Below are 22696 nucleotides of genomic sequence, written 5' to 3'. Positions count from 1 at the left end.
GGCCCTTGGCCCACAGATACGCGCCGTGCCCGGCGAGCGTTCAGCCCGCGCCGGCGATGGCGTCCGCGTTCAGTACCGGGTGACCGCGGTCGCCCCGCCCTCGGTGCCGATGGCGAGGTGCGGCCGCTGCCCCGGCTCGGCCCACCGCAGGATCCGCCGCATCGCCTCCTTCGGCACCGACACGCATCCCGCGGTCGCCCCGCGCCCGTTGACGTGCAGGAAGATGCCCGCGCCGCGGCCGTGCACCGGGCGCTCGTAGTTGAAGCCGACGACCAGGGCGTGGGCGTACTGGGCGGTGTAGGTGACCAGGTGCTCGGCCTCGGCGGCCCGGCAGTCGGCGGGGCGCGGCTCGGTCCAGCGGTTGTAGGAGCGGGAGGCGTTGTCCTGGCACCACCAGGAGTCCTCGCGGACCGGACGGTACCGGTACGCCGTGCCGGGCGGCGCGGGTTCGATGCCGAAGGCGTAGGGCAGGTCGTACAGGCCGGTCGGGGTGGTGCTGGTGCCCTGGACGCGCGTCGGTCCGTCGGCGAGTCCGCCGGACCCGAAGCGGGCGGGCGCGGAACCGGCCGCCACCCAGTGCCCGTCGCCCTCGTGGTCCCACCAGGTGACGGTGCCCGTGGTCGAGCCGGTGTCCGGCGCGACGGCGGTGATCAGCTGGGTGCCGCCGCCGGTGTCGGCCATCCGGGTCGGCAGCGGCGGGGCGGTGGGCCCGTCGGCGGGGGCGGCGCCGAGCAGGAGGAGGGAGGCGGCGGACACGAGGACGGCGACGGCACCGGGAGGCATGGTTCAGACGGTAGAAGGAGGCAGCGGCAACGGCAGCCCGGGAAGGCCGTCGATGCTGGAGGCGATGTGCTCCTTCTTGGTGAAGTACGCGCTGAGCGAGGCGTCGTCCTCCCGCGCGAACCGCTTGCCGTGCAGGTTGCGGTCGCTCTCGTAGGCCATGAAGGGGACGGCGTAGCCGCAGGTGTCGCGGATGCGTTCGGCGCTCACCACGATGACCGCGCGCAGTCCGTGCGCGGTGGGGTCGATGTCCGGGAAGTGGGTGAGCAACTCGGCGAAGCGGGGGTCGTCGCGGAAGACCGGCTCGCCCCGGCCGTGCACCCGCACGATGTTCGGCGGGCCCTGGAAGGCGCACCACATCAGGGTGATCCGCCCGTTCTCCCGCAGGTGGGCGATCGTCTCCGCGTTGGAACCCGCGAAGTCGAGGTAGGCCACGGTCAGTTCGTCGAGCACCGCGAAGCAGCCCGTGAGGCCCTTGGGGGACAGGTTGACCGTGCCGTCGCCGGCCAGGGGAGCGGTGGCGGTGAAGAAGAGGGGCTGCGCCTCGATGAAGGTGCGGAGTCTGCCGTCTATGCGCTCATAAGTCTTTCCCATGTCTAACGATTATGGGGGCGCGGTGCGGGGCGGGCGGCGCCACTCCGCAAGATTGACGAAACATGCAGAGTTCTGCATACTCATGCATGACAGTGATCGTACGGTGAGGAGCGACCCAAGTGAGCAGCAACAGCGGTGACGTCCGGCTCTGGGGCGGGCGTTTCGCCGACGGTCCCGCCGAGGCCCTGGCGAAGCTGTCCGCGTCCGTCCACTTCGACTGGCGGCTCGCGCCCTACGACATCGCCGGTTCGCGTGCCCACGCGCGCGTGCTGCACAAGGCCGGGCTGCTCACCCAGGACGAGCTGACGCGGATGATCGCCGGGCTCGACCGGCTGGAGGCGGACGTCGCCGACGGCTCCTTCACCGGCACCATCGCCGACGAGGACGTCCACACGGCCCTGGAGCGCGGGCTGCTGGAGCGCCTCGGTGCGGACCTCGGCGGCAAGCTGCGCGCCGGCCGGTCCCGCAACGACCAGGTGGCCACCCTCTTCCGGATGTACCTGCGCGACCACGCCCGGACCGTCGGCTCCCTGATCGCCGACCTCCAGGACGCGCTGATCGGTCTCGCCGAGGCCCACCCGGACGTGGCCATGCCCGGCCGCACCCACCTCCAGCACGCCCAGCCGGTGCTCTTCGCCCACCACGTCCTCGCCCACGCCCAGGCGCTGGGCCGGGACGCGGAGCGGCTGCGCCAGTGGGACGAGCGCACGGCCGTCTCCCCGTACGGCTCGGGCGCCCTCGCGGGCAGCAGTCTCGGCCTGGACCCCGAGGCGGTCGCCCGCGACCTCGGCTTCGAGCACGGCAGCGCCGGCAACTCCATCGACGGGACGGCCTCGCGGGACTTCGTCGCCGAGTTCGCCTTCATCACCGCGATGATCGGCGTCAACGTCTCGCGGATCGCCGAGGAGATCATCATCTGGAACACGAAGGAGTTCTCCTTCGTGACCCTGCACGACGCCTTCTCCACCGGCTCCTCGATCATGCCGCAGAAGAAGAACCCGGACATCGCCGAGCTGGCCCGCGGCAAGTCCGGCCGGCTGATCGGCAACCTGACTGGCCTGATGGCCACCCTCAAGGCCCTCCCGCTCGCGTACAACCGCGACCTCCAGGAGGACAAGGAGCCGGTCTTCGACTCCATCGACCAGCTGGAGGTCCTGCTCCCCGCCTTCACCGGGATGATGGCCACCCTCACCGTGCACCGGGAGCGGATGGAGGAGCTGGCCCCGGCCGGGTTCTCGCTGGCCACCGACATCGCCGAGTGGCTGGTCAAGCAGGGCGTGCCGTTCCGGGTCGCGCACGAGGTGGCCGGCGAGTGCGTCAAGGTCGCCGAGGCCGACGGCAAGGAACTGGACGAGCTGACCGACGAGCAGTTCGCCAAGATCTCCGAGCACCTCACCCCCGAGGTGCGCACCGTCCTCAACGTCCCCGGTGCCCTCGCCTCCCGCGACGGACGCGGCGGTACGGCGCCCAGTGCGGTCGCCGTCCAGCTCGCCGAGGTGAAGGCGGACGTGGCGGCCCAGCACGCCTGGGCGGACGCCAAGAAGTAGCGGCGGGCGCCGGCAGCCTGTGTGCCCGAGGGGCATCGCGGTTACGTTGGTCAACAGCCCACCAGCTGAACAGCTCAGTAGCTGAGCAGCCCAGTAGCTGAGCAGCGCAGCAGCTGAACAGCCCAGCAGCTCAACAGCTTCAGCAGCCGACCGAACGGAGCCCGCGATGCCCTTCGCCCGCCTGGCCGCGGCGACCACCCCCACCTGCCACATCGGACTGGGTCTCGCCGCCGTGGGCCGCCCCGGCTACATCAACCTCGGCCGCGACCGCGACCTCGGAGCGGACCGCTCCGTCGAGGCGCTGCGCGAACGCACCCACGACCTCCTCGACGCCGCCTACGCCCAGGGCGTGCGCTACTTCGACGCGGCCCGCTCCTACGGCCGTTCGGAGGAGTTCCTGGCCGGCTGGCTCCGGGACCGCCCGGACGTCGACGACGTGGTCGTCGGCAGCAAGTGGGGCTACACCTACACCGCCGACTGGTCCACCGACGCCGAGAAGCACGAGGTCAAGGACCACGGCGTCGCCACCTACGAGCGCCAGCGCGCCGAGACCGACGCCCTGCTCGGCGACCGGCTCGACCTGTACCAGATCCACTCGCTCACCCCGGACAGCCCCGCCCTCACCGACAAGGAACTGCACGACAGGCTGGCCGAGGCCGCCGCGCAGGGCAGCACCGTCGGCTTCTCCACCAGCGGCCCCGCCCAGGCCGAGACCATCCGCGCCGCGCTCGCCGTGACCGTCGACGGCGAGCCCCTCTTCCGTACCGTCCAGTCGACGTACAACGCGCTGGAGACCTCCGCCGGACCCGCGCTGGCCGAGGCGCACGAGGCCGGGCTCACGGTGATCGTGAAGGAGGGCATGGCCAACGGCCGCCTCGCGGAGCCGCACGCCCCCCACGTCCTGAAGGCCGTCGCCGAGGAGACGGCCCTGGGCTGCGACGCGGTCGCCCTCGCCCTGGTCCTGCGGCAGCCCTGGGCCGGTGTCGTGCTGTCCGGCGCGGCGACGGTCAACCAGCTCGGCTCCAATCTGCACGCCGCCGTGGTCGACCTCGACGACGACCAGGTGGCGCGCCTCGGCGCGCTCGCCGAGGACCCGCACGCCTACTGGGAGCACCGCGGGCAGTTGCCCTGGCACTGAGCCGCCGCCCCCGCTGGACCCCGTGACCGCCCCGAGGGCTGAGTCACGCATGCCCGGCATGAGACAAGAATGTCTCATGTGGGTTATCGTTGTCTCATGGCTGTCGATCGTGAACAGGTACTGCGCAGCGCCGCAATCCTGCTGACCCGGAAATCCACCGCGACCATGGACGAGGTCGCCAGGGCCGCCGGACTCAGCCGGGCCACCCTGCACCGGCACTTCGCCGGGCGCGACGCCCTCGTCCGCGCCCTGGAGTCGCTCGGCATCGCCGAGTGCGAGGCCGCCCTCGCGGCGGCCCGGACCGACGAGGGCCCGGCGGCCGAAGCGGTGCGCCGGCTGGTCCGCGCGATGGAGCCCTCCGCCGGTCTGCTCGCCTTCCTCTACACCGAGAACCAGCTGTTCGAGGGCGAGGAGCAGAACGAGGGCTGGGCCCGCATCGACGCCGGGCTCACCGAGCTGTTCCGCAGGGGCCAGGAGAGCGGCGAGTTCCGCATCGACCTCACGCCCGCCTGGCTCACCGAGGCGCTGTACGGCCTGCTGGCCTCCGGCGCCTGGGCGGTGGCCGAGGGCCGCGTGGCCCGCAACGACTTCACCCACATGATCGTCGAGCTGCTGCTCGGCGGCGCGCTCCGGAGAGAGGAACCATGACCCGCACCCTGCAGCCGGCCCACCCGACCGAGGCGGTGAAGCGCCCCGGCCGCTGGCTGGCGCTGTCCGTCCTGGTGCTGGCCGTGCTGCTGGTGGCCGTCGACGCGACCGTCCTCGGTCTCGCGACTCCCTACATCAGTGAGGACCTCGCACCCTCCGGCACCCAGCTGCTCTGGATCGGCGACGTCTACTCCTTCGTCATCGCCGGCCTGCTCGTCTCCATGGGCAGCCTCGGCGACCGCATCGGACGCAAACGGATCCTGCTCGTCGGCGCCACCGCGTTCGGCGCGATCTCCGTCCTCAACGCCTACGCGCACACCCCCGAGGTGATGATCCTCGCCCGGGCCCTGCTCGGCGTCGCGGGCGCCACCCTGATGCCCGCCACCCTCGCCCTGATCCGCAACCTCTTCCACGACCCGCGCGAACGCAGCCTCGCCGTCGGCATCTGGGGCGCGGCCGCCTCCGCCGGTGCGGCGGTCGGTCCGGTCGTCGGGGGGTTCCTGCTGGAGCACTTCTGGTGGGGCTCGGTCTTCCTGATCAACCTGCCCGTGATGGCCGTCCTGGTCGTCGTCGGCGTCAAGCTGCTGCCCGAGTCCCGCAACCCGAACCCGGGTCCCTGGGACCTGGCCAGCGTCGCCCTGTCGCTGATCGGCATGGTCGGCGTCGTGTACGCGGTCAAGGAGACCGCCGCCCACGGATTCGCCTGGGCCACGCTCGCCGCGGGCCTGCTGGGCGCCGCCGCGCTCTACGGCTTCGTCCGCCGCCAGCTGACCATGCCGCTCCCGCTGCTCGACATGCGCCTGTTCCGCAACCGCGGCTTCAGCGGCGCCGTCCTGGCCGACCTGCTGACCATCCTGGGCCTGTCGGGGCTGGTGTTCTTCCTCTCCCAGTACCTGCAACTCGTCCAGGGCAGGCGGCCCTTCGAGGCGGGCCTGGCCGAACTGCCCGCCGCCGTCGGCGCCGTGGTGGCCGGTCTGATCGCGGGCCGCGCGGCCCGGCGCTTCTCGGTCCGCGCCGTGGTCTCCGGCGGGCTCGCCGCCGTCGGTCTGGCGCTCGCCGCGCTGACGGTCATCGGCCAGGACACCGGCTATCCGCTGCTCGGCGCGGCCCTCCTCGTCGTCGGCCTCGGCGCGGGCTTCGCCTTCACCGTCACCGCCGACGTGATCCTCTCCAGCGTGCCCGGGGAACAGGCGGGCGCCGCGTCCGCGGTCTCCGAGACGGCGTACGAACTCGGCGCCGCCCTCGGCATCGCGGTGCTCGGCTCCATCGTGACCGGTGTCTACCGCGACTTCACCGGCCCCGCGGGCACCCCGGCCGCCGCCCACGAGTCACTGGGCGGCGCGGTCGAGGCCGCAGCCCAACTCCCGGCGCCCACCGGCGCGGCGCTCCTCGACTCCGCCCGTCAGGCCTTCGTCGACGGTCTGACCCTCGCGGCGGGTGTCGGCGCCGCCGTGCTGCTTGCCGCCGCCGCGGCGTCCTGGTACCTGCTGCGCGGCCAGCGCCTGGAGGACGGGGTGGAACACCCGTAGCCGCACGGCGCGGCGACGCGGCACGGGAACGCGAGACGGCGGACCGCCCACCGGGCGGTCCGCCGTCTCGCGCGGTCGGGTGTGCGGCGCTACGCCGCCTTCGCCTTGCTCGCGTAGATGTCCACGTACTCCTGGCCGGACAGCCGCATGACCTCCGTCATCACGGAGTCGGTCACCGCCCGCAGGACGTAGCGGTCGCGGTCCATGCCCTCGTAGCGGGAGAACTCCATCGCCTCGCCGAAGCGGACCGTCACCCTGCCCGGCCGGGGCAGGCCCGCACCGCCCGGCTGGAGCTTGTCGGTGCCGATCATGGCGAACGGGACCACCGGGGCGCCGGTCATCAGGGTCAGCCGGGCGATACCGGTGCGGCCACGGTAGAGGCGGCCGTCGGGGGAGCGGGTGCCCTCCGGGTAGATGCCGAAGACCCGGCCCTCGTCCAGCACCCGCCGCCCGGTCATCAGCGCCGCGACACCGCCCCGGCCGCCGTCGCGGTCGACCGGGATCATGCCGACGCCGGTGAAGAACCAGGCCATCAGCCGGCCCTTGAAGCCCTTGCCCGTGACGTACTCGTCCTTGCCGATGAAGAAGACCTGACGGTCGCAGACCAGCGGCAGGATCATCGAGTCGATGAAGGTGAGGTGATTGCCGGCCAGGATCACCGGACCGTCGCCCGGGATGTTCTCCACACCCTCCACCCGTGTGCGGAACATCAGGCGCATGATCGGACCGAGCATTGCCTTGATGAACACGAAGCGGGACAACGGGCCCTCCGGTGTCGGGGATACGGTATGAGTCTGTGCAGGTGAGGACATTACTCGCGGCCCGGGGGGTCACGCACCTCGGGTCACGCGGGTCTTACACGCCGTTGACGCGTGTTCACCTGCGGTGTGTGGGCGTTGCGCGGAGGTAACGCCCGCACGCGGATGTGAGGCAGGTCGCGCCCGCGAGGACCGGCGTCCGGGCTCCACGGTGCGGCCACGGCCCGGATCGAAGCACATGCGGCCCGCGCACCGGGTGAGGCGCGCCGCCCGGATGCCGCCACCGAGCCCCTGCCCTTCGCCTACCCCGCGAGCTCGCCGCCAAGCCGACGGCGCGTCAGCCGTCCGCCCCACACGACATCTGCGCGCACCCGCGTGTTCCGGCCGGGGTCTCCCGCTCGTCATGTACGCGCCCCTACGATCGGCCCGCACCGGACGGTCAACGGCAGGAGAGCCCCATGGGAACACAGGAGTCGAACGAGCAGTCGGGCGGCGGCACCGCACGGCGGGCGCTCCTGTGCGCGGCGGTGCTCGGCGCGGGCGGGGCGGTACTCGGCCTGCCCGGCACGGCCAAAGCCGCCGGCGCCCGGCACGGAGGCGGCCACGGCGGCGGGGTCGAGAGCCTGCCCGTCCCGACCGTCATCGGTCACCGCGGCGCCAGCGGCTACCGCCCCGAGCACACCTTCGGCTCCTACGAGCTGGCCCTCGACATGGGCGCCGACATCGTCGAGGCCGGTGACCTGGTCCCCACGAAGGACGGTCACCTCGTCTGCCGGCACGAGCCGGAGATCGGCGGCACCACGGACGTCTCCGACCACCCGGAGTTCGCCGACCGCAAGAGCACCAAGCTGCTCGACGGGGTGTCCACCACCGGCTGGTTCACCGAGGACTTCACGCTCGCCGAGCTGAAGACGCTCCGCGCCACCGAACGCATCCCGGCCAACCGCCCGCACAACACCCTCTACGACGGCCGCTGGGAGATCCCCACCTTCGAGGAGGTGCTGCGCTGGCAGGACGAGCAGACCCGCAGGCGCGGCAGGCAGGTCTGGATCTACCCCGAGCTCAAGCACCCCACCTACTTCCGCAAGCTCGGCCTGGGCACGGAGGAACGCCTGGCACGGCTGCTGCGCAGGTACGGCAAGGACCGCAGGAACTCGCCCGTGATCATCCAGTCCTTCGAGCCCACCAGCATCCAGCGGATGAACAAGCTGGTCGGCAACCCGCTGGCCGTCCTGCTGTCCGGCGCGACCAGCCGCCCCTGGGACTTCGTCGAGACCGGCGACCCGCGCACCACGGCGGACCTCGTCACGCCCAAGGGCCTCAAGGAGATCGCCTCCTACGCCGAGGGCATCGGCCCCACCCTGGACCTGATCATCCCGAAGGACTCCGCCGGGCGGCTCACCGAGCCGACGACACTCGTCCGCGACGCGCACCGAGCGGGCCTGATCCTGCACCCGTACACCATGCGCAACGAGAACCCCTTCCTTCCCGCGGACTTCCGCACGGGCAGCGACCCCGACGCCTACGGCGATGTCTTCGGCGCGTTCCGGACGTACTTCGCCACCGGTATCGACGGCATCTTCACCGACAACCCGGACACGGGTGTGCTGGCCCGCGAGGACTTCGTCAACGGCTGAGCGCACACTCCCGGTTGGGGTGAGCTTCGGCCGTCCGGGCAACCCGCCGCCCGGACGGCCGCGTCGACCCGCATATGACGCACGACCTGCTCACCTCCCTGCGCCCCCTGCTCACCGCCGAGGCCTCGGCCGAGGCATATGCGTGCGGAACCGAGCCCGGCGATCTCGAACAGGCCGTCTGGCTGCGCCTGCTGGAACGCCTGGCGTCCGAGGGCCCGCCCCCCGATCCGCACCGCTGGCTGCGCGGCGCCGTCCGCACCGAGGCCCGCCGCACCCGCCGCGCGGCCCGCAACGAGCGGCCGTACGGGAGGGAACCCGCCGGCGTCGCCGAGTACGCCCACGAGCCCGAGCGGCTCGCGCTCGCCGCGGCACGGCAGCGCGCCCTGCGCGAGGCCGTGCGCCGGCTGCCGGGCCGCTGCCCCCGTCTGATGGAGGCGCTGTTGTCGCCCAGGGACCTCACATACCGGGAAATCGCGGGGGAGTTGGGTATGTCACAGGGCAGTCTTGGCCCGGAACGCTCCCGATGTCTGGGATGTCTGCGTCGATTGCTGACGGCGGAGGTTGCGGTGGGGTGAGGACGGGGATAGGAGTGGGGGACCACAGGTGATCAGGTGAGCGGGAGGCATGCGCACATGGGCATGAGCGTGACCATCTCGGCGGCGACCGAACAGGACACCGAGCAGATCTTCCGGCTGCAGTACCTCTGCTTCCAGAGCGAGGCGGCGCTGTACGCCAACTACCGCATCGACCCGCTCGTCCAAACCCTGGACTCCGTGCGCGAAGAGGTCGCCGCCGACTGCGTCTTCGTGGCGCGGCTCGGCGACGAGGTCGTCGGCTCGGTGCGGGGGCGGGTGACCGAGGACGGGGCGGCCTCCATCGGCAAGCTCTGCGTCCACCCCCGGCTCCAGGGGCACGGCATCGGGGCCCGGCTGCTGCGGGCCGCCGAGTCCGCCCTGGTCGAGGAGCGCGGGGCCAGGCGGTTCCGGCTGCACACCGGGCACCGCAGCGAGGGCAACCTGCGGCTGTACCGGCGTGTCGGCTACGAGCGGGTGGGGACCGCCGAGGGCGCCGACGGCGTACCCATGATCGTCCTGGAGAAGCCGGCGCAGACGTACGCGACCACGGCCTGAGCGATCGCCGGGCCCCGACGGCCGCTACGCGGTGCGGGCCCGGCGCAGCCAGTACAGGGCCGACAGCGGCAGCAGCACGGGAATGAAGAGGTAGCCCATCCCGTAGTCCGACCACACGGTCGCGTCGGGGAAGGCCGACGGCTCCACCAGCGTCCAGGTGCCGACCGTCAGCACGCCCACCAACTCGGCGGCGCAGCACACCCGCGCCGCCCTGCGGGCCCTCTCGCCGCCGCGCACCAGGGTGTAGGTGATGAACCCGTAGACCACGCCCGCGAGAGCTGACAGCGAGTAGGCGAGCGGTGCCCGGTCGAACTCGGTCGCGATCTGGTACACGGACCGCGACACCGCGCCGACGACCATCACGCCGTACAGCCACACCAACAGGATGCCGGGCCCGCCGATCAGCCGCTGTCCGGTCCGCTTCTCCTGCGTGGCCACCATCTCAGCCTCCCCAGATGTCATACAGCCGGACTTCCAGGACGGCGAGGACGACACCGCCCGCCGCGACCGTCACCGAGCCCCAGCGGGTGCGCTCGGCCAGCGACATGAAGCCCGCCGCCGGCACACACGCGAAGGCGCCCAGCAGATACGCCACGAAGATCGTCGTGCCCTGATCCGGTTCCTCGCCCCGCGCCAGCTGCACGACGCCGACCACCAGCTGGATCAGCGCCAGCGCCGAGACCACGGCTATGCCGATGAAGTGCCAGTCCTTCGTCGGCTGGTCACGGTAGGCGGCCCAGCCGCACCAGGCGGCGAGCAGCAGCGCGGCGACGCCGGTCACCAGCGTCAGGACGTCAAGCATGGCAGCGAGCCTATTACGGCGGAAAAGGCCCGCCGTCCCCGGCCCCGTAGGGTCGGGGTCATGAAGCTCCACGCACAGGCCCTCCTGTTCGACAACGACGGCACCCTCGTCTCCTCCCTCGCATCCGTGCGCCGCTGCTGGACGCGGTGGGCCGCCGAGTACGGGATCACCGCCGAGCGGTTCGGGCGGGTGGAACTGCACGGGCGGCCGGCCGCCGAGATAGCCGCCGACCTGCTCCCCGCCGACGTGGTCCCCGAGGCCGTCGCCCGCATCGAGCAGCTGGAGGTCGAGGACGTACCGGACGGGGGCGTGCACCTGCTGCCCGGCACCCGCGACTTCCTCGACGCGCTGCCCGCCGACCGCTGGGCCGTCGTCACCTCCGCCACCCGGCGCCTCGCCGAGGCCCGCCTCGACGCCGTCGGCATCCTCCCCAAGACCCTCGTGGCGGCCGACGACATCACCCGCGGCAAGCCCGACCCCGAGCCCTACCTCGTCGGCGCCCGCGCCCTGGGGGTCGACCCGGCCGACTGCGTCGTTTTCGAGGACGCCCCCGCCGGGCTCCAGGCCGGCCGCGCCGCCGGCATGCGGACCGTGGCGTTGGCCACAACCCACCGCGCCGACGAACTCGACGCCGACCTGGTGGTCACCGACCTCTCGGCCTTGTCGGCACTGGCCACCGGGGCCGGAGTCGAGATCGCCGTCCGAGGCTGATCCGGGCCCCCGGGACCAGCCACCGTCCACCGCTGTCCAGTATCCGGACAGCGGTCCCCGGGCCGGTCCGTACGTCTGCTTTACTGATCGGCATGAGCACCACGAGCGACCGCACCCCTGCGACCGAGGCGACGACCACGCCCGGTGCTCGTTGTATGTGCCGCCGAATGTGCGCCTTCTAGAGGGCCCCCGCACCACCTGAGCCTCGCGCCCCGAAGCGAGCGCCCGCTCCCGCCCGCCCGCGCCCGACGCGCAGGCGGCGGAGCCACGCCCCGCGCACACGTTTCTCCCCGGTCCCCCCGTCATGGCGCACCGCCACCGCGAGAACCGTGCCGCGTTCCGAAGGGCCCCCAGAACCCGAAGAACAACGCCCCGTGCCCGGCGCACACCACCGCGCCGCGCACTCGACAGTGACGGAAACCCACGTGATCACCACCTCGGGCCTCACCAAGGTCTATCGTTCACGCGGCCGTGAGGTCACCGCCCTGGACGGCGTCGACCTGCACGTCCGCGAGGGCGAGGTGTACGGCGTCATCGGCCAGTCCGGCGCCGGCAAGTCCTCGCTCATCCGCTGCGTCAACCTCCTGGAGCGTCCCACCGCCGGCACCGTGACCGTCGCCGGGCAGGACCTCACCGCGCTGGCCGGGCGCGGGCCTCGCGCGGGCCGGGAACTGCGGCAGGCGCGCAGCCGTATCGGCATGGTCTTCCAGCACTTCAACCTGCTCTCCTCCCGGACCGTCCGGGACAACGTCGAACTGCCGCTGGAAATCCTCGGCAAGTCCGGGAAGGAACGTTCCCGCAAGGCGCTGGAGCTGCTCGACCTCGTCGGTCTCGCCGACAAGGCGGGCGCCTACCCCGCCCAGCTCTCCGGCGGCCAGAAGCAGCGCGTCGGCATCGCCCGCGCCCTGGCCGGCGACCCCAAGGTCCTGCTCTCCGACGAGGCCACCAGCGCCCTCGACCCGGAGACCACCCGCTCCATCCTCCAGCTGCTGCGCGACCTGAACCGGCAGCTCGGGCTGACCGTCCTGCTCATCACCCACGAGATGGACGTCGTCAAGAGCATCTGCGACTCGGCCGCCCTCATGGACCGGGGCCGCATCGTCGAGTCCGGCACGGTCGGCGAACTCCTCGCCACCCCGGGCTCCGAACTGGCCGCCGCGCTCTTCCCGGTCGGCGGCGAGGCCTCCGGGGACGACCGCACCGTCCTCGACGTCACCTTCCACGGCGAGGCCGCCACCCAGCCGGTGATCTCCCAGCTGTCGCGCACCTACAACATCGACATATCGATCCTCGGCGCCGCCATCGACACCGTCGGCGGCCTCCAGGTCGGCCGGATGCGCATCGAACTGCCCGGCCGCTACGAGGACAACGTGGTGCCGGTCGGCTTCCTGCGCGAACAGGGACTGCAGATCGACGTGGTGGACGAGAGGCCGGACGCCCCGGCCCTGTCGGCTTCGCTGGTGAAGGAAGGTGCCAAGTGACCTGGTCGGAGATGCAGCCGCTGCTGGAGCAGGCCTCCTGGGAGACCCTGATCATGGTCGGCTGGTCCACCGTGATCGCCGTCGTCCTCGGACTGCCGCTCGGCGTGCTCCTCGTCCTCACCGAGCGCGGCGGCCTGCTGCAGAACGTCCTGCTGGGCAAGGTCATCGGGCAGATCGTGAACATCGGCCGCTCGATGCCGTTCATCATCCTCATGGTCGCGCTGATGAGCTTCACCCGCTGGGTCACCGGCACCACCATCGGCAGCGAGGCCGCGATCGTGCCGCTCGCCATCGGCGGCATCCCGTTCTTCGCGCGGCTCGTGGAGACCGCCGTGCGCGAGGTCGACGGAGGGCTCGTGGAGGCCGTCCAGTCCATGGGCGGCAACACCTGGACCATCGTCCGCAAGGTCCTGGTCCCCGAGGCGCTCCCCTCCTTGATCGCCTCCACCACCACCACGGTCATCGCCCTGATCGGCTACTCCGCCATGGCCGGCACCGTCGGCGGCGGCGGCCTCGGCGACCTCGCCGTCCGCTACGGCTACCAGCGCTTCGAGCCCGGCTTCATGTGGATCACCGTCGCGCTCCTCGCCGTCGCGATCTCGCTCATCCAGTTCGCCGGCGACCACACGGCCCGCACCCTGCACCGCCGCGGCGGACGGGGCGGGGTGGCGCCCAGGCTCCGGCTGCTCAAGGCCAAGGAGCCCGCCGCGGCCGACGTGAGCAAGGTCGCCTGACCGCACCGCGAAGAAGACCGCAAAAGACTCCCCGCCCTACCGGGACGGGGCCGCACCACCTTAAGGAAAGGCACTTTTCGTGCGTAACACCGCCAAGTTCACCACCGCCGTCCTCGCCGCCGGAGCCCTCACCCTCGGCCTCACCGCCTGCGGCTCCGACAAGGACTCCGCCTCCGACACCTCCGGCCCGCTGGTCGTCGCCGCGAGCCCCACCCCGCACGCCGAGATCCTCGACTACGTCAAGGACAACCTGGCGAAGAAGGCGGGCCTCGACCTCGAGGTCAAGGAGTTCACCGACTACGTCACGCCGAACACGGCGACGGAGGACGGCTCCGTGGGCGCCAACTACTTCCAGACCCAGCCCTACCTCGACGACTTCAACAAGAAGAACGGCACCCACATCGTGTCCGTCGTCGACGTGCACCTGGAGCCCCTCGGCCTCTACTCCCACAAGGTCAAGAAGGCCGAGGACCTGAAGAGCGGTGCGACCGTCGCCGTCCCCAACGACACCGTCAACGAGGGCCGCGCGCTGCAACTGCTCGCCTCCCACGGGATCATCACCCTCAAGGACGGCGTCGGCACCGCGGCGACCCCCGCGGACATCACCAAGAACCCCAAGAACCTGGAGTTCAAGGAGCTGGAGGCGGCCCAGACCCCGCGCTCCCTGGACGACGTGGACGCGGCGGTCGTCAACGGCAACTACGCCATCGAGGCCGACCTGAAGCCCGCCCAGGACGCCCTCGTCCTGGAGAGCGCCAAGGGCAACCCGAACAGCAACCTCCTCGCCGTGAAGGAGGGCCACGAGGACGACCCGCGCGTCAAGAAGCTCGCCGAGCTCCTCAACTCGCCCGAGGTGAAGAAGTTCATCGAGGACGAGTACGCCGGCGCCGTGCTGCCCTCGTTCTGACCCTCCCTCCGGCCCGCCGTACGGGCCGGACACCGCGTCACCCACCGGGTCCGCTCCGTGCTCACGGGGCGGACCCGGTGGTGTGGTTGAGTGCTTTCATGCTGCATGCTGGGCAGTTCGAACAGGCCCTGACGGTCACACAGGTTACGGAGCGGCGCATGACGAGCACCTTCCCCAACATCTCCATCAGCACGGAGCGGTTGGTGCTGCGCCCCCTCGACGAGGACGACGTCCCCGCGCTGGCCGCGATGATGAATGACGAGCAGGTCGCCGCCTGGACCCACGTCCCCCAGCCCTTCACCGAGGCCGACGCCGGCACCTGGATCGGCGACCACGCCCCCGCCGAGCGCACCGCGGGCCGCGGGCTCGACCTCGCCGTCACCGAGTTCCTGACCCAGCGGCTGGTCGGCGTCATCCAGCTGGCCAAGACCAACTGGCACGTACGGTCCACCGAGCTGTCCTACATAGTCGCCCCCTGGGCCCGGGGTGAGGGGTACGCGTCCGAGGCGGCGCTCGCCACCGCCCAGTGGCTCTTCGGCGACCAGAAGTTCGAGCGCGTCGAGCTGCGCACCGCGGCCGACAACACCGCCTCCCAGCAGGTCGCCCAGAAGATCGGCTGCATCAACGAGGGAGTCCTGCGCGGCGCCTGCATCGCGCGCACCCGCGGCGACGACGGCGTCTGGACGGACGTACGCACCGACTTCATCGTGTGGAGCCTGCTGCCGGAGGACCTCGAAGGCACCACCGGACAGCTGACCGACACCGACGGTTTCACGACCTTCACGGACTGGAACTGACAGAGGGGGGGCCGACCGGCGCCACCACTGCGGAGCCGGGCCGCACCAGGTACCCTCACGGGGCGCGCCCGCGACGGTACCGCGACCACGACCTGCGAAAACCCTGGAGACTGACGACGATGGCCGACCGGGTCACGGTGATCGGCTGGGACGGTTCGCCGCTGACCGCCGCGGCACGTTCCGCACTGGGCGCCGCCACCCTGGTGGCCGGCGCCGCCCACCACCTGGCACTTCCCGAGGTACCACCCGACGCCGAACGCATCCGCCTGGGCAGCGTCGCCCTCGCCGCCCGCCGCCTCGCCGCCCACCGCGGCACCACGGTGGTGCTGGCCGACGGCGACCCCGGCTTCTTCGGCGTCGTGCGCACCCTGCGGGCTCCCGAGTTCGGCCTGGAGGTGGAGGTCGTCCCCGCCGTCTCCTCCGTGGCCGCCGCCTTCGCCCGCGCCGGGATGCCCTGGGACGACGCCCATGTGGTCGTCGCCCACCCCCGCACCCTGCGACGCGCGGTGAACGTATGTCGGGCCCACACCAAGGTCGCCGTCCTCACCTCACCGGGCGCCGGACCGGCCGAACTCGGGCTGCTGATGGAGGGCGTCCACCGCACCTTCGTCATCTGCGAGGAGCTCGGCACCACCCGCGAGCGGGTCACCGTCGTCACCTCCGACAAGGCCGCCGACCACACCTGGCGCGACCCGAACGTCGTTATCGTCGCGGGCGGCAGCGCCGGACCGGCCCCCGCGGGCGACGGCACCGGCTGGATCGCCGGCCGCGACCCCGCCACCGGCCCCCGCGGCTGGTCGCTGCCCGCCTCGGCCTACGGCGGTGAACTGGGCGAGGGCGAGACCGATCTGCTGCGCACCGCCCAACTCGCCCGGCTCGGGCCCCGCCTCGGCGACCTCGTGTGGGACATCGGCTGCGGCAGCGGCGCCTTCGCCACCGAGGCCGCCCGTGGCGGCGCCGCCGTCATCGCGGTCGACCGGGACGCGGAGGCCTGCGCCCGTACCGAGGCCACCGCACGGCACTTCGGCGTCCAGCTCCAGACCGTGCACGGCGACGCCCCGCACATCCTGGAGAACCTCCCCGAACCGGACGTCGTACGGGTCGGCGGCGGGGGAGCGGCCGTGGTCTCCGCGGTCGCGGACCGCCGTCCGCAGCGCATCGTCGCGCACGCCGCGACGCGCGACGCGGCCGAACTCGTGGGCAGGGACCTGACGGAGCACGGGTACCGCGTCGAGTGCGCCCTGTTGCAGTCCGTCGGACTCGACACCCGTGCCTGGACGGAGACGGAGCGGAGCGTCGCGTTCCTGCTCAGCGGAGAGATCGTGCGGCGCGAGTCACCCCGCTGAGGAGCGAGGGGGAGCGCGCCCCGTGATCGGTTGGTCATACCGCGCGGGGTAGGCTGGCGGATTGTTGTACCGCATGCGGACACCCGGCAGTTCGTCGGTCGATGTCCGTAAAAACCCACTCCTTCGGGGGCGGGTGTGGTACGGCAGAACCGGAGGACGCGCAACGTGGCGCAGTCCACAGCGGGCCGTCGCGGATCAAGCTGTCGTGGCGGGGGAACGACCGCGACAATGCCACTCAATGGCTTTGTCGTCTTTTCCCGCGGGTCGTTCGTGCCGCTGGGCACGCCCGCTCGTTCTTCACTACGGGGCGGTCGGTGCGCCGTCCCGGGTGAGCTGGTCGTAGAAGCACTAACCGATGGGCGAGGGGTTACGCATGACCGACACCGGCCAGATCCCGGGCGAGGGGCTGCCGGAGAACGCAGGCATGGTGGAGCAGCCGGGCGTCCCCGCACCCGGCGCGTACACCTACCTCTCCGAGGCCACCGCCGAGGACGAGGACCTGTTGTTGCTGCCGGGAGCCCAGAGTGCCTGGGGCAACGAGGTCGCGCCGCCGGCGCCGGAGCCGGTCGTCGAGACCGTGCACCAGCCCGGCCCGCACGAGATGTCCGGCCGTGACAGCGGCTCGGTCGACCTCGGCGGCGTCCGGCTGCCCGACCCGGCGCAGGACGCCGCCTCCGCCCCGGCCCCGCCGCGCAGGCCCCTCCACCTCGGTCCACCGATCCCGGACAGCTCCGCGAGCCCGGTCCGCTCCCTCGCCGACCGCGGCCCCGCCGACGCGCCGGTACGGCACCCCGGCCCGCCGGCCGCGGGACCCGAGTACCTCGACGCGCCGCAGGCCGCCGCGCCGACCCTGCAGGCGGCGGCTCCCTGGGGAGCACAGACGGTGGCCCCCGCCCAGGAGGCCCCGGTGAACGCCGGGGCGGGGCATGCGGAAACGGTTGTTCCGGTACCCGAGCAGCAGTCGGCCGAGCCGGTGGGCGCGGCCCAGGCGCTCGTGACCCGCGTGGCGACGGAGGCCGTGGCGGCGACGGGCGGGACGCCGGCAGGCGCGGGCGAGTCCGGCGAACCGCAGGAGGTGGCGCGGGCCGACGCGGAGCAGACGAGCGGTCCCGCGGAGGACGCCGTACCGGCTCCCGAGGCGGTCCCGGCGGAGCCCGTGGTCCCCGTGGTCCCCGTGACCTCGGTGACCGAGCCGCCCGTCCAGACGTCTCAGGACAACGCGGGGCCGGAGGCGGCGCCCGCGGTCCCGGAGGCCCAGGAGCCTTCCGTGGTCCACCCCCTGCAGGCGCCGCCGGAGGAAGCACCGGTGGAGGAACCGGCGGTGGCCCCGGCAGAAGCACCGCGACCGCTCGACGAAGCGCCGGTGGGCGACACCCCGGAGGCCGCCGCCCCGGGGGAGGTCCCGCCCTCCGACGTACCCGAGGCCGAGGCCGAGCCCGAGCCCGAGCAGGATGACGTCCAGGCGTCCGACGCGTCGGTGGCCGTCGCGGAACCCGGGGCGGCCGTGTCCGTGCCCGTGCCCGAAACCGCCAGCCCCGAGCCGTCCCCGGCTCCGGACGAGCCCGCTGCCGCCGAGGCGGAGCCCGCGGCGCAGCCGGACGTTTCGCCCGCGCCGCGGTCCGCCGTCCCGCAGCCGTCCCCGGAAGCCGCTGTGGAGCCGCAGCCCGCCGAGGCCCCCGCACCGCAGCCCGCCCAGGGCCCCCAGTCCGTCCCGGACGCCGACCTGGCGCAGGAGCAGGAGCAGGAGCAGGAGGCGGCCGTGGCCGACGGCACGGCGGAGCCCGTGCCCGCGCCGGCCCCCGACGCCCAGGAACCGCACCCCGCCCAGCCCGTGGGCCAGTTCCTGCCCGTCGACGGCGGACAGGTGCCCACCACCCCGCACCTCGCCCCCACGCCGCCCGAGACGGTCCTGGTCCCGCCGGAGTTCCCGGCACCGGAGCCCGTCGCCGCGGCCCCGGAGGCCGAGGACGCCGTGGCCGCCGTACCGGTGCCGCGCGAGGCCGACCCCGAAGTCGAAGTCGATGTCGAAGTCGCCCAGAGCGTCGACGACCTGGACACCCGCGACGCCGGACAGGAAGACCAGGCAGACCAGCAGGACCAGCAGGACCAGCAGGACCGGGACGCGAGCACGGCCGCGGCCGCGGCGGCACCCCGGCCCGTCGGCCCGGCGGCACCCGCCTACGACGACGCCGAGCGGGAGGCCGTGCTGAAGGTCATGCGCGAACGCCGCGACATCCGCAACGGCTTCCGCAGCGACCCCATCCCGCACGAGGTGCTGCTCCGGGTCCTGGAGGCCGCGCACACCGCGCCCTCCGTCGGCCACTCGCAGCCCTGGGACTTCGTCGTCATCCGCTCCGCCGACACCCGCCGCGCCATGCACGAACTGGCGACGCGTCAGCGCGACGCGTACGCGAAGTCGCTGCCCAAGGGCCGGGCCAAGCAGTTCAAGGAACTGAAGATCGAGGCCATCCTCGACACTCCGGTCAACATCGTCGTCACCGCCGACCCGACCCGCGGCGGCCGGCACACCCTCGGCCGCCACACGCAGCCCCAGATGGCGCCGTACTCCTCCGCGCTCGCCGTCGAGAACCTCTGGCTCGCCGCCCGCGCCGAGGGCCTCGGCGTCGGCTGGGTCAGCTTCTTCGACGAGCGCGAGATGGTCCGCGCCCTCGGCCTGCCCGAGCACCTGGACATCGTCGCCTACCTGTGTGTCGGCTACGTCGACGAGTTCCCGGACGAGCCCGAGCTGATGCAGGCCGGCTGGTCCAAGCGTCGCCCGCTGTCGTGGGTGGTGCACGAGGAGACGTACGGGCGTCGCGCCCTGCCGGGCGAGGCACCGCACGACCTGCTCGCCGAGACCGTCGCGCAGATCCGCCCGCTGGACGCCAAGGCGCTCGGCGAGGCGTGGGAACGGCAGAAGCGGATGACCAAGCCGGCCGGCGCGCTCGGCATGCTGGAGATCATCTCCGCGCAGCTGTCCGGGCTGTCCCGGCAGTGCCCGCCGCCCATCCCGGAGCCCGCGGCCGTCGCCGTCTTCGCCGGCGACCACGGGGTGCACGCCCAGGGCGTCACCCCCTGGCCGCAGGAGGTCACCGCCCAGATGGTGGCCAACTTCCTCGGCGGCGGAGCGGTCTGCAACGCCTTCGCCACCCAGGTCGGCGCCGAGGTGTGCGTCGTGGACGTCGGTGTCGCCACCGACCTGCCCGCGACGCCGGGCCTGCTGCCCCGCAAGGTCCGCGCGGGCACCTCCGACATGACCACCGGCGCGGCGATGACCCGCGAGGAGGCCAAGCAGGCCATCGAGGTCGGCATCGAGACCGCCCGCGACCTGGTGGCGGCCGGCAACAAGGCACTGCTCACCGGCGAGATGGGCATCGCGAACACCACCGCGTCCGCCGCCCTCATCTCCGTCTTCACCGGCGCCGATCCGGCCGAGGTCACCGGCCGCGGCACCGGCATCAACGACGAGACGCTGGCCCGCAAGACCGAGGTCGTCCGCCGCGCCCTCGAACTCCACCAGCCGGACCCGGCCGACCCGATCGGCGTGCTCGCGGCGATCGGCGGCTTCGAGCACGCGGCCATGGTGGGCCTGCTGCTCGGCGGCGCCTCCCTGCGCACCCCCGTGATCCTGGACGGCGTCAGCGCCGGTGCCGCCGCCCTGGTGGCCCGCGCGATCGCCCCCGAGGTGCTGGCGGCCTGCATCGCCGGCCACCGCAGCGCCGAGCCCGGCCATGTCGCCGCGCTCAACAAGCTGGGCCTGCGTCCGCTGGTCGACCTCGACCTCCGCCTCGGCGAGGGCACGGGCGCGCTGCTCGCCCTGCCCATGGTGCAGAGCACGGCCCGGGCCATGCACGAGGTGGCGACGTTCGACTCGGCGGGGGTCACCGAGAAGTAGAGTCGCGGAGGCCGGGCGGGGGCGGTTCCGGGGGCCGCCCGGCGGACCCGCGGCAGAGAGGTCCAGCCAACGGACCGACCGAGCCCCCGCTCCCGGCCGCACCTTAAAATGCGCACGTCAGCACCAGCGCATCACCGCACCAGCGCACCACCGCCCCGCCGCCCCGCCGCCCCAAGAGGAGCCGTCCCCGCATGGCCGAACACCCCGCGTACCCCGTAGGCCTCCGCCTCACCGGCCGCCACGTGGTCGTCCTCGGCGGCGGACAGGTCGCCCAGCGCCGCCTGCCCGCCCTCATCGCGGCGGGCGCCGACATCCGCCTCGTCTCCCCGGGTGCGACCCCGTCCGTCGAGGCCATGGCGGACTCGGGGGAGATCACCTGGGAGCGGCGCCCGTACGCCGAGGGCGACCTTGCGGACGCCTGGTACGCCCTGATCGCGACCAGCGACACCGAGGCCAACAACGCCGCCTCCGCCGAGGCCGAGCGGCACCGCGTCTGGTGCGTCCGCTCCGACGACGCCGACCGCGCGACGGCCTGGACCCCGGCGACCGGACACAGCGAGGGCGTCACCGTCGCCGTGCTCACCACCGACGCGCGCCACCGCGACCCCCGCCACACCGCCGCCATCCGCGACGCGGTGGTCGAGGGCCTGCGCGACGGCACCCTCGTCGCCCCGCACCAGCGCACCCGTACGCCCGGCGTCGCCCTGGTCGGCGGGGGCCCCGGCGACCCGGACCTGATCACCGTCCGCGGCCGCCGCCTGCTCGCCGAGGCCGACGTCGTCATCGCCGACCGGCTCGGCCCGCGCGACCTCCTCGCCGAACTGCCGCCGCACGTCGAGGTCATCGACGCGGCCAAGATCCCCTACGGGCGCTTCATGGCCCAGGAGGCCATCAACAACGCGCTGATCGAACACGCCAAGCAGGGCAAGGCGGTCGTACGGCTCAAGGGCGGCGACCCGTTCGTCTTCGGCCGGGGCATGGAGGAGGCGCGGGCGCTCGCCGAGGCGGGCATCGCCTGCACCGTCGTCCCCGGCATCTCCAGCTCGATCTCGGTCCCCGGCGCGGCCGGCATCCCGGTCACCCACCGGGGCGTCGCCCACGAGTTCACCGTGGTCAGCGGGCACGTCGCCCCCGACGACGAGCGCTCCCTGGTCGACTGGCCGTCCCTCGCGAAGCTGACCGGCACGCTCGTGATCCTCATGGGCGTCGACAAGATCGGCCGGATCGCCGAGACCCTCGTCGCGCACGGCAGGTCACCCGACACCCCGGTCGCCCTCGTCCAGGAGGGCACCACCGCCGCCCAGCGCCGGGTGGACGCGACCCTTGCCACCGTCGCCGACACGGTGGTCGCGCAGGAGGTCAGGCCGCCCGCCGTCATCGTCGTCGGCGAGGTCGTCGCCGTCGGTCCGCAGGGGACGGTCTGACGTGGCCGGCATCGTCACGATCGACGACCCCGACGACCCGCGCCTGCACGACTACACCGGCCTGACCGACGTCGAACTGCGGCGCCGCCGCGAACCCGCCGAGGGCCTGTTCATCGCCGAGGGCGAGAAGGTCATCCGGCGGGCCGGCGAGGCGGGCTACGCGATGCGCTCGATGCTGCTGTCGGCCAAGTGGGTCGACACCATGCGCGACATCATCGACGCGGCCCCGGCCCCGGTGTACGTCGTCGACCCTGCGCTCGCCGAAAAGGTCACCGGCTATCACGTGCACCGCGGCGCGCTCGCCTCGATGCAGCGCAAGCCGCCGACCCCGGCCGCCGACCTCCTGACCACGGCCCGTCGCGTCGTCGTCATGGAGTCCGTCAACGACCACACCAACATCGGCGCGATCTTCCGCTCCGCCGCCGCGCTCGGCATGGACGCGGTCCTGCTCTCCCCGGACTGCGCGGACCCCCTGTACCGGCGCAGCGTCAAGGTCTCGATGGGCGCGGTCTTCTCCGTGCCGTACGCCCGCCTCGACACCTGGCCGGCCGGTCTGGCGACGGTGGGCGAGGCGGGCTTCACCCTCCTCGCCCTCACCCCCGACGAGCGGGCCGAGCCGCTCGACGCGGTCGCCCCGCACCGCATGGACCGGGTGGCCCTCATGCTGGGCGCCGAGGGGAGCGGCCTGTCCCGGCGGGCCCTGGCGGCGTCCGACACGTGGGTGCGCATCCCGATGTCCCACGGTGTCGACTCCCTGAACGTGGGCGCGGCGGCCGCGGTCGCCTTCTACGCGGTGACGGCCGGACGCCCCTCGGCGTAGGCCGCTTCGGGCGCTGCC

Annotated in this window: 21 protein-coding genes; 16 read left to right on the top strand and 5 right to left on the bottom strand. The window is 72.9% G+C overall.

Annotated features, from left to right (window positions below):
* Positions 1–69 precede the first annotated feature (69 nt).
* Both IE94_RS0129360 and IE94_RS0129355 read right to left on the bottom strand, forming a co-directional pair.
* Positions 70–783: a L,D-transpeptidase family protein gene (locus IE94_RS0129360; RefSeq protein WP_030190190.1), complete on the bottom strand. Its 714-nt coding sequence runs from the start codon at positions 781–783 to the stop codon at positions 70–72.
* A 3-nt stretch (positions 784–786) separates the two neighbouring features.
* A complete protein-coding gene (locus tag IE94_RS0129355) occupies positions 787–1374 on the bottom strand; it encodes a pyridoxamine 5'-phosphate oxidase family protein (RefSeq protein ID WP_030190188.1) in 588 nt (195 codons plus the stop codon).
* Between the two features lie 119 nt (positions 1375–1493).
* On the opposite strand from IE94_RS0129355, the gene argH reads away from it, so the two are divergent.
* From argH to IE94_RS0129335, 4 genes are all read left to right on the top strand, one after another.
* Positions 1494–2921: an argininosuccinate lyase gene (gene argH / locus IE94_RS0129350; protein ID WP_030190187.1), complete on the top strand. Its 1428-nt coding sequence runs from the start codon at positions 1494–1496 to the stop codon at positions 2919–2921.
* 166 nt (positions 2922–3087) lie between these two features.
* Entirely contained in the window at positions 3088–4059 is a 972-nt protein-coding gene (locus IE94_RS0129345; protein WP_030190184.1) for an aldo/keto reductase, read from the top strand.
* A 96-nt stretch (positions 4060–4155) separates the two neighbouring features.
* Complete coding sequence (locus tag IE94_RS0129340) at positions 4156–4707, top strand: TetR/AcrR family transcriptional regulator (protein ID WP_030190182.1); 552 nt, start codon at positions 4156–4158, stop codon at positions 4705–4707.
* Positions 4704–6236 carry an MFS transporter gene (locus IE94_RS0129335; RefSeq protein ID WP_030190181.1) on the top strand — a complete coding sequence of 511 codons (1533 nt, stop codon included), beginning with the start codon at positions 4704–4706 and terminating at the stop codon, positions 6234–6236. The genes IE94_RS0129340 and IE94_RS0129335 overlap by 4 nt, the downstream gene beginning before the upstream one ends.
* A gap of 89 nt (positions 6237–6325) precedes the next feature.
* Here the strand turns inward: IE94_RS0129335 and IE94_RS0129330 are convergent, their stop codons facing one another.
* Positions 6326–6997: a 1-acyl-sn-glycerol-3-phosphate acyltransferase gene (locus tag IE94_RS0129330; RefSeq protein ID WP_030190179.1), complete on the bottom strand. Its 672-nt coding sequence runs from the start codon at positions 6995–6997 to the stop codon at positions 6326–6328.
* A 455-nt stretch (positions 6998–7452) separates the two neighbouring features.
* Here IE94_RS0129330 and IE94_RS0129325 point away from each other — a divergent pair, with 455 nt between their 5' ends.
* From IE94_RS0129325 to IE94_RS0129315, 3 genes are all read left to right on the top strand, one after another.
* Positions 7453–8631 (top strand): glycerophosphodiester phosphodiesterase, encoded by a 1179-nt coding sequence (locus tag IE94_RS0129325; protein ID WP_030190176.1) that lies wholly within the window; start codon positions 7453–7455, stop codon positions 8629–8631.
* A 74-nt stretch (positions 8632–8705) separates the two neighbouring features.
* A complete protein-coding gene (locus IE94_RS0129320; RefSeq protein ID WP_030190174.1) occupies positions 8706–9206 on the top strand; it encodes a sigma-70 family RNA polymerase sigma factor in 501 nt (166 codons plus the stop codon).
* Positions 9207–9263: 57 nt separating this feature from the next.
* Positions 9264–9761 carry a GNAT family N-acetyltransferase gene (locus tag IE94_RS0129315; RefSeq protein WP_030190172.1) on the top strand — a complete coding sequence of 166 codons (498 nt, stop codon included), beginning with the start codon at positions 9264–9266 and terminating at the stop codon, positions 9759–9761.
* A 24-nt stretch (positions 9762–9785) separates the two neighbouring features.
* Here IE94_RS0129315 and IE94_RS0129310 read toward each other — a convergent pair whose 3' ends face one another.
* Positions 9786–10202: a hypothetical protein gene (locus IE94_RS0129310; RefSeq protein ID WP_030190169.1), complete on the bottom strand. Its 417-nt coding sequence runs from the start codon at positions 10200–10202 to the stop codon at positions 9786–9788.
* Between the two features lies 1 nt (position 10203).
* Positions 10204–10563, bottom strand: a complete 360-nt coding sequence (locus IE94_RS0129305; protein ID WP_030190167.1) for a hypothetical protein — start codon at positions 10561–10563, stop codon at positions 10204–10206.
* Between the two features lie 60 nt (positions 10564–10623).
* Between IE94_RS0129305 and IE94_RS0129300 the strand changes: the two genes are divergently transcribed.
* The 9 genes from IE94_RS0129300 to IE94_RS0129260 all read left to right on the top strand — a co-directional run bounded on the left by IE94_RS0129300 (position 10624) and on the right by IE94_RS0129260 (position 22678).
* Positions 10624–11274, top strand: a complete 651-nt coding sequence (locus IE94_RS0129300) for an HAD family hydrolase (RefSeq protein ID WP_030190165.1) — start codon at positions 10624–10626, stop codon at positions 11272–11274.
* A gap of 425 nt (positions 11275–11699) precedes the next feature.
* Positions 11700–12755 (top strand): methionine ABC transporter ATP-binding protein, encoded by a 1056-nt coding sequence (locus IE94_RS0129295; protein ID WP_030190163.1) that lies wholly within the window; start codon positions 11700–11702, stop codon positions 12753–12755.
* Positions 12752–13489, top strand: coding sequence for a methionine ABC transporter permease (locus tag IE94_RS0129290; protein WP_030190161.1), 738 nt, complete (start codon positions 12752–12754; stop codon positions 13487–13489). The genes IE94_RS0129295 and IE94_RS0129290 overlap by 4 nt, the downstream gene beginning before the upstream one ends.
* Before the next feature lie 79 nt (positions 13490–13568).
* Positions 13569–14396: a MetQ/NlpA family ABC transporter substrate-binding protein gene (locus IE94_RS0129285; RefSeq protein ID WP_030190159.1), complete on the top strand. Its 828-nt coding sequence runs from the start codon at positions 13569–13571 to the stop codon at positions 14394–14396.
* Between the two features lie 158 nt (positions 14397–14554).
* The gene (locus tag IE94_RS0129280) at positions 14555–15193 is read left to right on the top strand and encodes a GNAT family N-acetyltransferase (RefSeq protein WP_030190156.1); all 639 of its coding nucleotides are present in this window, start codon (positions 14555–14557) and stop codon (positions 15191–15193) included.
* A gap of 119 nt (positions 15194–15312) precedes the next feature.
* Positions 15313–16539 carry a precorrin-6y C5,15-methyltransferase (decarboxylating) subunit CbiE gene (gene cbiE / locus IE94_RS0129275; protein ID WP_030190154.1) on the top strand — a complete coding sequence of 409 codons (1227 nt, stop codon included), beginning with the start codon at positions 15313–15315 and terminating at the stop codon, positions 16537–16539.
* A 373-nt stretch (positions 16540–16912) separates the two neighbouring features.
* Positions 16913–20434 (top strand): nicotinate-nucleotide--dimethylbenzimidazole phosphoribosyltransferase, encoded by a 3522-nt coding sequence (cobT, locus tag IE94_RS0129270; protein ID WP_030190152.1) that lies wholly within the window; start codon positions 16913–16915, stop codon positions 20432–20434.
* Between the two features lie 191 nt (positions 20435–20625).
* Positions 20626–21858, top strand: a complete 1233-nt coding sequence (gene cobA / locus IE94_RS0129265) for a uroporphyrinogen-III C-methyltransferase (protein WP_030190150.1) — start codon at positions 20626–20628, stop codon at positions 21856–21858.
* Position 21859: 1 nt separating this feature from the next.
* Positions 21860–22678, top strand: coding sequence for a TrmH family RNA methyltransferase (locus IE94_RS0129260; RefSeq protein ID WP_030190148.1), 819 nt, complete (start codon positions 21860–21862; stop codon positions 22676–22678).
* Positions 22679–22696: the final 18 nt, after the last annotated feature.

This window comes from Streptomyces violaceorubidus (genome assembly GCF_000717995.1).
In the GTDB taxonomy this organism is placed as follows: Bacteria; Actinomycetota; Actinomycetes; order Streptomycetales; family Streptomycetaceae; genus Streptomyces; species Streptomyces violaceorubidus.
The sequence above is the reverse complement of the archived record's forward strand: the minus strand, read 5'-3'. Positions and strand labels throughout refer to the sequence as shown.